9 protein-coding genes and 1 pseudogene are annotated in these 10,090 nt (G+C 69.0%); 6 read left to right on the top strand and 4 right to left on the bottom strand.

Annotated elements, in window-relative coordinates; all coding sequences use genetic code 11:
- Window positions 1-110: 110 nt before the first annotated feature.
- From QN358_RS09655 to QN358_RS09675, 5 genes are all read left to right on the top strand, one after another.
- The gene (locus tag QN358_RS09655; RefSeq protein WP_136642432.1) at window positions 111-2,336 is read left to right on the top strand and encodes an ATP-dependent DNA helicase RecG; all 2,226 of its coding nucleotides are present in this window, start codon (window positions 111-113) and stop codon (window positions 2,334-2,336) included.
- 29 nt (window positions 2,337-2,365) lie between these two features.
- On the top strand, window positions 2,366-2,851 hold the full coding sequence (gene coaD / locus QN358_RS09660) for a pantetheine-phosphate adenylyltransferase (protein WP_136642431.1): 486 nt from the start codon (window positions 2,366-2,368) through the stop codon (window positions 2,849-2,851).
- Between the two features lie 101 nt (window positions 2,852-2,952).
- Window positions 2,953-3,954, top strand: coding sequence for a TIGR03557 family F420-dependent LLM class oxidoreductase (locus QN358_RS09665; protein ID WP_136642430.1), 1,002 nt, complete (start codon window positions 2,953-2,955; stop codon window positions 3,952-3,954).
- Window positions 3,954-4,748 (top strand): coenzyme F420-0:L-glutamate ligase, encoded by a 795-nt coding sequence (cofE, locus tag QN358_RS09670; protein WP_136642429.1) that lies wholly within the window; start codon window positions 3,954-3,956, stop codon window positions 4,746-4,748. The genes QN358_RS09665 and cofE overlap by 1 nt, the downstream gene beginning before the upstream one ends.
- Window positions 4,745-5,572 (top strand): 2-phospho-L-lactate guanylyltransferase, encoded by an 828-nt coding sequence (locus QN358_RS09675; protein ID WP_161580427.1) that lies wholly within the window; start codon window positions 4,745-4,747, stop codon window positions 5,570-5,572. The genes cofE and QN358_RS09675 overlap by 4 nt, the downstream gene beginning before the upstream one ends.
- 24 nt (window positions 5,573-5,596) lie before the next feature.
- Here QN358_RS09675 and QN358_RS09680 read toward each other — a convergent pair whose 3' ends face one another.
- Entirely contained in the window at window positions 5,597-6,541 is a 945-nt protein-coding gene (locus QN358_RS09680; protein WP_323512215.1) for a hypothetical protein, read from the bottom strand.
- Between the two features lie 117 nt (window positions 6,542-6,658).
- Between QN358_RS09680 and QN358_RS09685 the strand changes: the two genes are divergently transcribed.
- Window positions 6,659-7,693 (top strand): alpha/beta hydrolase, encoded by a 1,035-nt coding sequence (locus tag QN358_RS09685; protein ID WP_323512216.1) that lies wholly within the window; start codon window positions 6,659-6,661, stop codon window positions 7,691-7,693.
- Window positions 7,694-7,736: 43 nt separating this feature from the next.
- Here QN358_RS09685 and cofD read toward each other — a convergent pair whose 3' ends face one another.
- The 3 genes and pseudogenes from cofD to QN358_RS09700 all read right to left on the bottom strand — a co-directional run.
- Window positions 7,737-8,777: a 2-phospho-L-lactate transferase gene (cofD, locus tag QN358_RS09690; RefSeq protein ID WP_323512217.1), complete on the bottom strand. Its 1,041-nt coding sequence runs from the start codon at window positions 8,775-8,777 to the stop codon at window positions 7,737-7,739.
- A gap of 29 nt (window positions 8,778-8,806) precedes the next feature.
- Complete coding sequence (locus tag QN358_RS09695; protein ID WP_201799294.1) at window positions 8,807-9,730, bottom strand: LLM class flavin-dependent oxidoreductase; 924 nt, start codon at window positions 9,728-9,730, stop codon at window positions 8,807-8,809.
- A 55-nt stretch (window positions 9,731-9,785) separates the two neighbouring features.
- A pseudogene (locus QN358_RS09700) lies at window positions 9,786-10,090 on the bottom strand (hypothetical protein); the annotation flags it as partial.

A 10,090-nucleotide genomic window follows, 5' to 3' on the forward strand; every position in this document is an offset into this window, starting at 1 on the left:
GAGAAGGGGAGTGGTCGTTGTGCGCATTCCAGCACCCTAGCGTGCTGTCAGGCGATGGATGCTCGGCCACCGCCTGCGCGGTGTCAGTGCCCGCGCCTACAATCGGGCATATGAACGCGTCTCCCGTGCCTTCGACGAGCCGCCCGGTCGTCATCATCGGCACCGGCGCGGGTTCACCGCTCGACGCCAAAGTCGCGGGCGTGCTCGGCGGCCGCACGGCGGGTGCTCTGCAGAAGGCCTTCGGCATCGTCACCGTCGCCGACATGCTCGCGCACTACCCGCGCCGGTACGCCCGCCGGGGCGAGCTCACCGCGCTCGGCGAACTGCCCCTGAACGAATCGGTCACCATCGTGGCCGAGGTGCGCACCGTGCGGGAGAGGCCCATGAAGGCGCGGCGTGGGTCGATTCTCGAGGTGTCGATCTCCGACGGCCACGGCATTCTCACGCTCACCTTCTTCAACCAGGCGTGGCGCTCGAACGAGCTCCGGCCGGGCGTGCGGGGCATCTTCACCGGCAAGGTGGGGGAGTACCGCGGCGCCCTGCAGCTGGCTCACCCCGACTACGAGCTCTTCAACGACTTGTCGCTCGACACTGGCACTGCAGAGGCCAAGAAGTTCGCGGAGATGCCCATTCCCATCTACCCGGCGAGCGGGTCGATGGCGAGCTGGCAGATCCAGAAGTCGATGGCGCTGGTGCTCGATGCGCTCGGCGACATCGGAGATCCGGTGCCCGCAGCAGTCAGGGCAGAGCGCGGGCTCGAGTCGTTCGAGGCCGCGCTGGAGGGCATCCATCGGCCGGAGAAAGACAGCGATTGGCGGCGTGCGAGAGACGCCCTGAAGTTTCAGGAGGCGTTCGTTCTGCAGACGGCGCTGCTTCAGCAGCGCCAGGCCGCCCACGCCCAGAAGGCGTTGCCACGGGTCGCGAAGAAGGGTGGCTACCTCGAGCGGTTCGATCGCGCTCTCGCGTTCACCCTCACTGGCGACCAGTCGCTGGTCGGCAGCGAGATCACGGCCGACCTCGCGAAGCCCGAGCCGATGAACCGGCTGGTGCAGGGTGAGGTGGGCTCGGGCAAGACACTCGTGGCGCTGCGGGCGATGCTCGCGGTAGCCGACTCGGGCGGCCAGTCGGCGTTGCTCGCGCCGACGGAGGTGCTCGCCTCGCAGCACCTCCGCTCCATCGTGAAGGTGCTGGGCCCCGACCTCGCGGCCGAGCTGGTTCCCACGCTGCACACCGGCCAGTCGCCGGTGGCCCAGCGCCGCAAGGCGCTTCTTCGTATGGTGTCGGGGCAGGCGAAGATCGTCGTCGGAACACACGCGCTGCTGAGCGACAACGTTCAGTTCTACGATCTCGGGCTGGTCGTCGTCGATGAGCAGCACCGATTCGGTGTCGAACAGCGCGAGGCGCTGCGGGCGAAGGGCGCTCAGCCGCCGCACGTGTTGGTGCTCACGGCCACGCCCATCCCGCGCACGGTGGCGATGACGGTGTTCGGCGACCTCGACATCAGTACCATCAGCGAGCTGCCCGCCGGTCGCCAGGGCATCTCGAGCTTCGTCGTGCCGCTCACAGACAAGCCCGGCTGGGTGAATCGCATCTGGCAGCGAACCGCCGAAGAGCTCGAGCAGGGCCGGCAGGCCTTCGTGGTGTGCCCGGCCATCGAGCCGAGCGTCGCCGAGCCGGCCGACGAGCTCGAGCCGGTCGACGGCGAAGAGGGCCCCGCCCGGCCGCTGACCACGGTGCTCGGAATGCTCACCGAGATCCGCGCCAACCCCATGCTGGCCGGCCGTCGCATCGAGCCACTGCACGGCCGCATGACGAGCGAGGAGAAAGAGCACACCATGCTCGCCTTCGCCGCCGGTGAGATCGACGTTCTGGTGGCAACGACCGTCATCGAGGTCGGTGTCGACGTGCCCAATGCGTCGACGATGGTGGTGATGGATGCTGACCGCTTCGGCGTCTCGCAACTGCACCAGCTGCGGGGCCGGGTCGGTCGCGGCGGTGTTCCGGGGCTCTGCCTGCTCGTGACCTACGCCGAACCCGAGACGCTCGCCCGCGAGCGGGTCGAAGCCGTGGCGTCGACGCTCGATGGGTTCGAGCTCGCGCAGATCGACCTCGAACTTCGCCGCGAGGGCGATGTGCTCGGCAGCAGCCAATCGGGCGGGCGGTCGTCGCTGCGGCTGCTTCGTGTGGTGAGCGACGGCGACCTCATCGGTGAGGCGAGGCAGGCGGCAGCAGAGGTACTCGCAGACGACACGGGGTTGGCCGGGCATCCGGAGCTGCGTGCCGCACTGGCGCGACGCCTCGATGAGAGTGACCGTGCGTTTCTCGCGAAGAGTTAGTGGTCGGCCGGGGTTGGTAGCCTGAGGGCATGAGCACCATTGCGGTTGTCCCAGGTTCCTTCGATCCGGTGACCCTCGGGCACCTCGATGTGATTGCCCGCGCAGCCGGCATCTTCGACGAGGTGCACGTGGTCGTGGTGCACAACCCCGGGAAGACCGCGCTGCTGCCCATTGCCCAGCGGGTGGTGCTCATTCAGAAGGCCATCGCCGACGGGGGGTTGCCGTCGAACATCGTCGTCACGTCATGGAGCATGGGGCTGCTGGTCGACTACTGCGTCGAGGTGGGGGCGACAGTGCTGGTCAAGGGCATTCGCTCGCAGGTCGATGTGGCGTACGAGACACCGATGGCGATCGTGAACCGTAACCTCGCCGGGGTTGAGACCGTGTTTCTGCTGCCCGACCCGGCGCACGCGCACGTGTCGAGTTCGTTGGTGCGGCAGGTGGCGGGGCTCGGCGGAGACGTGTCGCCGTACGTTCCCGCTGCGGTCGCTGAGTTTCTGGCGTCGCACGCCTGAGGGCGGATCGGTTTCCATGCTGCCGCGTGGCGGGGCTGGCAGGTTGCAGTGCTGTAGGGCTGCCGGGGCGTCACTGTGCGACGGGATGGCAGGATTGACGTATGAGTGAACTGTCGATCGGCTACGCCGCCATGCTCGAACAGTTTCACCCGACAGAGGCCGTGGCGCTCGCCGCTCTCGCCGAGAAGCACGGTTTCTCGGGCACCATGGCGACCGATCACTTTCAACCGTGGGTGCCCCAGCAGGGCCAGAGCTCATTCGTCTGGAACGTTCTCACCGCGCTCGGCGAGCGAACGTCAGGCGATTTCGGCCCCGGAGTCACTGCTCCGACGTTTCGCTGGCACCCGGCGATGATCGCGCAGGCGAGTGCGACGATGGGCGCGATGTACCCCGGCCGGCACTGGCTCGGCCTCGGCTCGGGAGAAGCGCTGAACGAGCACATCGTCGGCCAGTACTGGCCAGAGGCCCCCGAACGCATCAACCGGATGTTCGAGGCCGTCGACATCATCAGCAAACTGTTCACTGCCTCGCTCGCCGGCCGCGACGTCAAACACCGCGGCGACTACTTCACTCTCGAGTCGACCCGGCTCTGGACCATGCCGCTCGTCGCTCCCGAGATTCTCGTCGCAACCTCGGGCCCGGTGACGGCGCGCCGAGCCGGTCGTCACGCAGACGGCCTCATCACCGTCGGCGCACCCATCGAGAAGATCGCCGGGCTGTTCAGCCGGTTCGCCGACGGCGCTCGCGAGGTGGGCAAAGACCCCGCCGGTATGCCGAAGGTGCTCCAGTTGCACCTCTCGTGGGCGCCCACCTATGAAGAAGCGCTCACGAACGCGCTGGTCGAGTGGCCGAATGGCGGCATGCGGTTCGCGAAGGCCGACATCCGTTCACCGTTCGAGTTCGAGCAGATGGCCAAGATGGTTCGCCCCGAAGACTTCGAGGGGCGGCTGCTGGTGTCGAGTGAACCCGATGAGCACAGGGCGTACATCCAGCGATTCGCCGACCTCGGGTTCGATCGCATCTACCTGCATAATGTGGGGCGCAACCAAGCAGAATGGATCGAGACCTTCGGGCGCGACGTACTGCCGAAGGTGGTGCGTTGATGGGCTCGGTATCGATATATGCCGTTGAGGGCATAGACGAGATCAGCGCGGGAGACGCGCTCGACGTCATCATCGGCGATGCCGTGGCAGCGGGCGACGTTGCTCCAGCCGACGGCGACATTCTTGTCGTGACCAGCAAGATCGTCTCCAAGGCCGAGGGCAGGTCTGTGCGAGCGGATGACCGCGAAGACGCCATCACCGCCGAAACCGTGCGCGTGGTGGCCACCCGCGAGCATCCGGGCGGCATCACCCGCATCGTCGAGAATCGCCAGGGCATCGTTCAGGCCGCGGCCGGAGTCGACGCCAGCAACACCCCCGCGGGAACCGTGCTGCTGCTGCCCATCGACCCCGACGCGTCGGCCCGTCGCCTCGCCACCGCTCTTCGCCAGAGGTTCGGCGTGCGCCTCGGAATCGTCGTCTCTGACACCTTGGGCCGCGCCTGGCGAGAAGGCCAGACCGACGCCGCCATCGGCTCGGCCGGGGTCTCGGTGGTCGACGACCTGCGTGGCGGCGTCGACACTTTCGGCCAGACGCTGCAGGTGACCCAGATGGCTGTCGGCGACGAGATCGCGGCCGCCGCAGACCTCGTCAAGGGCAAGGCGACGGGTGTTCCCGTGGCGCTCGTGCGTGGGCTCGCGCACTTCGTCACCGAGTCGCTCGACACCCCGGCGCGCGCCCTGAACCGCACCGGGCCCACCGACATGTTTCGGCTCGGCACCGACGAAGCCCTCGCGCAGGGCTTCGCCGACGGCTACGAGGCCGGATACCTCGCCGGGCTGGCCGCGAGCCAGTGACAGCCTTCGCTGCCCTCCGCTGGGTCGTCGTCGTGCCCGTCAAAGGCTCGAACGAGTCGAAGTCGCGCCTCGCAAGCTTTCCCCTTAGCGTCGCAGAGCGCCGTGACCTGGCGCTCGCCTTTGCGCTCGACACTGTCGACGCCATTCTGCGGGCCCCGGATGTTCTCGCCGTCGTCATCGTCACGAACGACCCCGCCTCGGCGGCGGCCCTGGCGGGGCTCGACGCGGCGCCCGTGCGTGGCGGTGGTAAGGGCAGCGGGCGCGACGCCGAGTCCGGCTCGGCCAAGGCGCTCGGCCGTGGCGCCGTGATCGACGCAATACCTCTTCCGCTTCGCGCCGGTGCGCGCGATGCCGGCGGGGCGTTCGGTCGGGGCGCTGAAGAGTCCCCTCTGCGCGTCGAGGTGATTCCCGACGCTGGTTCGGGTCTCAACGCCGCCATCGCCGACGGACTGCGTTTCGCTCGAGGGAGCTGGCCCGCGGCCGGGGTCGCCGTGATGACCGCCGACCTGCCCACGCTCGACACGGCCGACGTCGTCGACGCGCTCGGTCGCGCGGCCGGGCATCCGCGCTCCTTCGTCGCCGACGCCGACGGCACCGGAACCACCACGATTGCGGCTCGCCCGGGCGAACCACTGCGGCCTCTGTTCGGTGGCGCCTCGGCGGCCCGTCATTCGGCGGCTGGGCTCGTGCCGCTCGACGTGCCACTCACGTCGAGCCTCCGCCGCGACGTCGACACCCCGGCCGACGTGGCCGCTGTGGCGTCGGGTGCACTTGGGCCCCGCACGGCCGAGCTGCTCGGTCGCGTGACCGATGCGGCCCTCTGACCCGCGCCCCGCTGCAGTTTCTGATCAGAGGCGCGTCACGACCCGTTCGGCAAGCGCCGAGCGCGCCGGCAGCTCGTGGCCCACTGCGTTGAACCGCAGGCGCGGAGGTTCTGCGGTGAATCGCTCGATCCACTCAGCGACCGACGTCGAAGCCGCGATCGGAAACGCCGTGATCACTCGCATCGTCGACCCCGTCGTGATGCCGTAGACCACCGCTTGGCATCCGGCCGCCGATACGAGAACGGCCCGCGCCACATCCTCGCGCTCCTCGCCGGCCAGCTCGTCGATGAACGCTTGTGCTGCAGACTGGTGCCCGGGAGCCGTGAGCACCGGATGCACGGCCGATGTTATGCCGGCCACGAGCCCCCGCGGAGCATCCACCCCGCCCGCCGTCGCACTCTTCCCAGCACCTGCACTCTCAGCTGCACCCGCACCTGCACCCGCACTCGCACCGACCGACGGCAGCGTCGTATTCGTGTCTGCCGATGCAGTGAGAGGCCCCAGAAACCCGCCCGGCTGCCCGAGCGCCCGCCCCAGCTCGACGCTCAGCCACCGCTCGCGCTTCAACCCGTACGGAGTCTGAACCGTCGACAGCAGGTACCCGTACACGTGCAGCAGCCCGGCGTTGCCCACCGGCCACGCTGCACCCACCCCGGCCAGCGCGTGCAGCGCCTCGAACAGCGCCCGCCCGATCACGGGCACCCCGAGGTTCTCGTCGATCACCGTCGACAGCCCCCACGCCCCGAAACTCCCGGCCGCGCGGTCGAACTGAAGCTCGCGCACCAGATCGGGCAGCAGTTCCCGGAGCACTCGCTCGGCTTCCGCCGCGCTCCCGGCGCCCGTCAGGTCTCCGGATGCCCGCCGCACCCTCTGCTCGAACTGCGCCCGTTCCTCCAACTGCGCCCGTTCCTCCAACTGCGCCCGTTCCTCCAACTGCACGGCCTCTTGGAACCGCTCTGCTTCGCTCACCCTCCCATCGTACGAACCCACCTCACCAGCCGCCCCCTCGATGGGCGCGCGACTGTAAGGCGGGGCGGGAAAGGCAAACCCAAGAGGTTTCCGCTGCGAAGAGAGGGAGTGACAGTGATGACGGGCGACAGGGGGTACGCGCCATTCGGTATTGTGGCCGACCCCGGATGTTTCGGCCTCAAGACCTCCGTCATCGCCACCGGTGCTGGCGCTGTCACGGTGCGGCACACCGCGACACCTGCGACTCTGGTACCTCGTACCGGATCTGTCGCGCCCAGCCTTCCCGCACCGCCCACCTCGCTGCCGCCCGCCGCGCTGCCGCGAACCGCCCTCGTGCTGCTGCACGGAGCCGCCGGATCCTGGTCGACCTTCACCCCGCTGCTGCAGGCCGCCCGCCGCGCCGGGCTCGATCTCGGCGACCTCGTCATCCCCGACCTGCCCGGCTGGGGCGACACCGCTCTGCCAGCAGATCCCAACCAGCGCACGATCGAGGCCATCTCCAGTTCGGTCGCCGAGGTGACTCGAGCGCTCGGCTACGACAGTTGGGTGCTCCTCGGCCATTCGCTCGGCGGCTTCGTCGCACTCGACCTCGCCGCGCACGAGCCGCGGGCAACCGAGAAGGTTCTGCTGGTTTCCGCGACCACCTTCTCGGTCATCGAGAGTGTGCGGCATCCGATCCGCCGTTTTCGAGGGCTGCCGGCGTACATCGGAATGCTCTTCGTCATGCGCACTCTGGCGGCGCTCGGCCGCTCAGGCACTCGGCTGGTGAACGCGACCGGCGACACCCGGCTCTTTCGCCTCGTCATGAGTCCGCTGTTCGCTCACCCGCACTCCGTCGACGCGACCGTGATGCACGCGCTCGCCGAAGAGGCCCGCCCGCGGTCGTTCGCCGAGGCCTCCGCACGGGCGGGGCAGTATGACGCCGCGCGGGTGTGGGCGGGCATCCGGTGCCCCGTTCTCGCCCTGCACGGCAGCGCAGACGTCTTCGTCGCCGACTCAGACGACGCGCTTCTGGATGCTGTCATTCCCGACTTCACGGCCCACACCCTCGAAGGCGCTGGCCACTTCGGCCACATCGAGCGCCCCGACGCCATGCTGGAGCACTTCTTCGCTCCAGCATCCCTACCAACCAATGCAGCGGGAATGCGCTGAACCCTTCAGCGCCGCCGTCACTTCGGCGTCGCACCCGCCGCCGTCACGCGCGCAGCAGAGCCGCCTCCGCCAGAGCGGCACCAGCAAGCGCCGCCGCGTGCTCGACCGAGTTCATCCACAACGGAACCGCCACCACCCGGAGCCCCGCCTCAGCTAGCCCCGGCAGCAGCCCCGAATCGCTCTCGTCGACCAACCATGCATCGAGCAACCCTCCACTCGCCCGCGCCCCGTAGTGCAGCCCCACCGCATCGGCCGTCGTTGCCACCCCAATGGCGCTCAGGCACGCATGCGCCATGCCGCGCACCGCCGCCCCCGAGATGATCGGCGAGACCCCCACAATCGGAGCCGCTGTGTTTTCGAGGGCGCTCCGGATGCCCGGCACTGTCAGAATCGTTCCGATCGAGACCACCGGATTCGACGGTGCCACCAGCACCACGTCGCCCCCGAGTATCGCTTCGACCACCCCCGGCGCAGCCACGGATTCCTCGAGCCCCCGCTGCTCGAACCGCACCGCCGGCAGCCCGGCGCGGTACCGCACCCACCACTCCTCGAAGTGCATGCTGCGCTCAGCACCCGCACCCGCACCAGCACCGCCGGCCGCACCGCCGTCGCCGGCACCCTCGCCCACCACCACATGCGTCTCCACCGGCTGATCGCTCATCGGCAGCAGCGTGATACCGAGGTTCCACCGCGCGGCCACATGCGCAGTGGCCTCTGACAGCGTGCGGCCCTCGCGCAGCAGGTGCGATCGGGTGATGTGGGTGCCGAGGTCGAGGTCGCCGAGGGTGAACCACGGCCATCCGACCCCGTATTCGGTGAGTTCGGCGCTGACCCGCTCCGATTCGCCGTGACGGCCCCAGCCGCGCTCTTCGTCGTTCGCGCCGCCGAGCGTGTACATGATCGAGTCGAGGTCGGGGCAGACGCGGAGGCCCGTGAGCCACAGGTCGTCGCCCGTGTTGACGATGGCCGTGATCTCGGCTGTCGTGCCGCCCTGCCCGTCAGGCAGGGTTGCCCGAAGATGCTCCCGCAAACCTCGAAGGAATTTGGCGCCACCGACGCCACCGGCCAGAACAGTTATCTTCACACTGTAATTTTCGCACCCCACCGCGGGTGTCAGCTGCGCACGAACCTCGACGCCACCTCGCTCAGCACATCTTCCGATCCCGCGTAGATGCCGTCGGCCCGCGGCCAGTGGGTGATCACGTCGGTGAACCCGGCACCGGAGGCCCGCCCCACGATCTCCTCGAACGCCCCCACACTCTGCAGGGCGTACTGCCCGCCCGAGTCGACCGACAGGTACCGGTCGATGCTGCCGGGGTCACGCCCGGCGGCCTCCGCGGCGTCGTCGAGACGGCCGGAGAGCGACTCGACCGACCGCCACCACTCCTCGCCCGTCGCCCCCTCGGCCCCCGTTGTGACCCAGCCCTGCCCGAACTGCGCCACCAGCCCGAGCCCCTTCGGGCCATTCGCCGCCAACACCAGCGGAACCCGCGGCTGCTGCGCCGCACGCCCCACCATGCGGGCCTCGTGTGCGGTGTACCAGGTGCCATCGAAGCTGATGCCGTACGGGGGTTCGACGTCGGCGCCCCGAGTTTCGCCCGCCCGGGCATCCGGAGCCTCGAAGCGCAGCAGCGCATCGAGCAACTCGACGAATTCGGCGAACCGCTCGTGGCGTTGCCGCGCACTGAGGGCCTGCTGGCCGAGCACGAATGCGTCGAACCCGGTGCCGCCCGAGCCGAAACCGAGCGTGAACCGGCCGCCCGACACATCGTCGAGCGACGCCACGTCTTTCGCGAAGGGCACCGGATGCCGAAAGTTCGGCGACGAGACAAAGGTGCCAAGCCGAATGCGCTCGGTCACCACCGCAGCGGCAGTGAGCGTGACAATCGTTGAACCCCAGGGCTCGCCAGCCAGCGAGCGCCACGACAAGTGGTCGTACGTGAACGCGTGGTCGAAGCCCAATTGCTCGGCCTCAACCCATTTGCGGCGCCCGTCGGCCCAGCGGTCTTGGGGGAGGATGACGATTCCGTAACGCATGCTCACAGCATAGGTCGGGGGTGCGACATCGCGCCCGGCCTGCTTCCGCCAGCGCTTACGCCTGCCGCGAGGCCGCCGCGAGCAGCGCCGCGACCTCCTCGACATCGCCGCGCACGGCACCGGCCGTGATCCTCACATACTGCTGTCCCAGTTCTGAGTGCCCGTCATCGCTCGGCCCGGCCCGAAACGACGACCCCGCCGCCACCCGAATACCGCTCGCCGCCAGAGCCACCATCGCCGCGCGCTCGTCGGCCACGGGCATCCACAGGTTGATGCCGTCGGGCACAACATTTTCTGCCCCGACCCCGGGTGCCACTGCGCTCGCGCCACCGGCGGCGAATTCTGCAGCCCCGCCCATCC

This window comes from Subtercola sp. RTI3 (genome assembly GCF_035018625.1).
Lineage (GTDB): Bacteria > Actinomycetota > Actinomycetes > Actinomycetales > Microbacteriaceae > Subtercola > Subtercola vilae.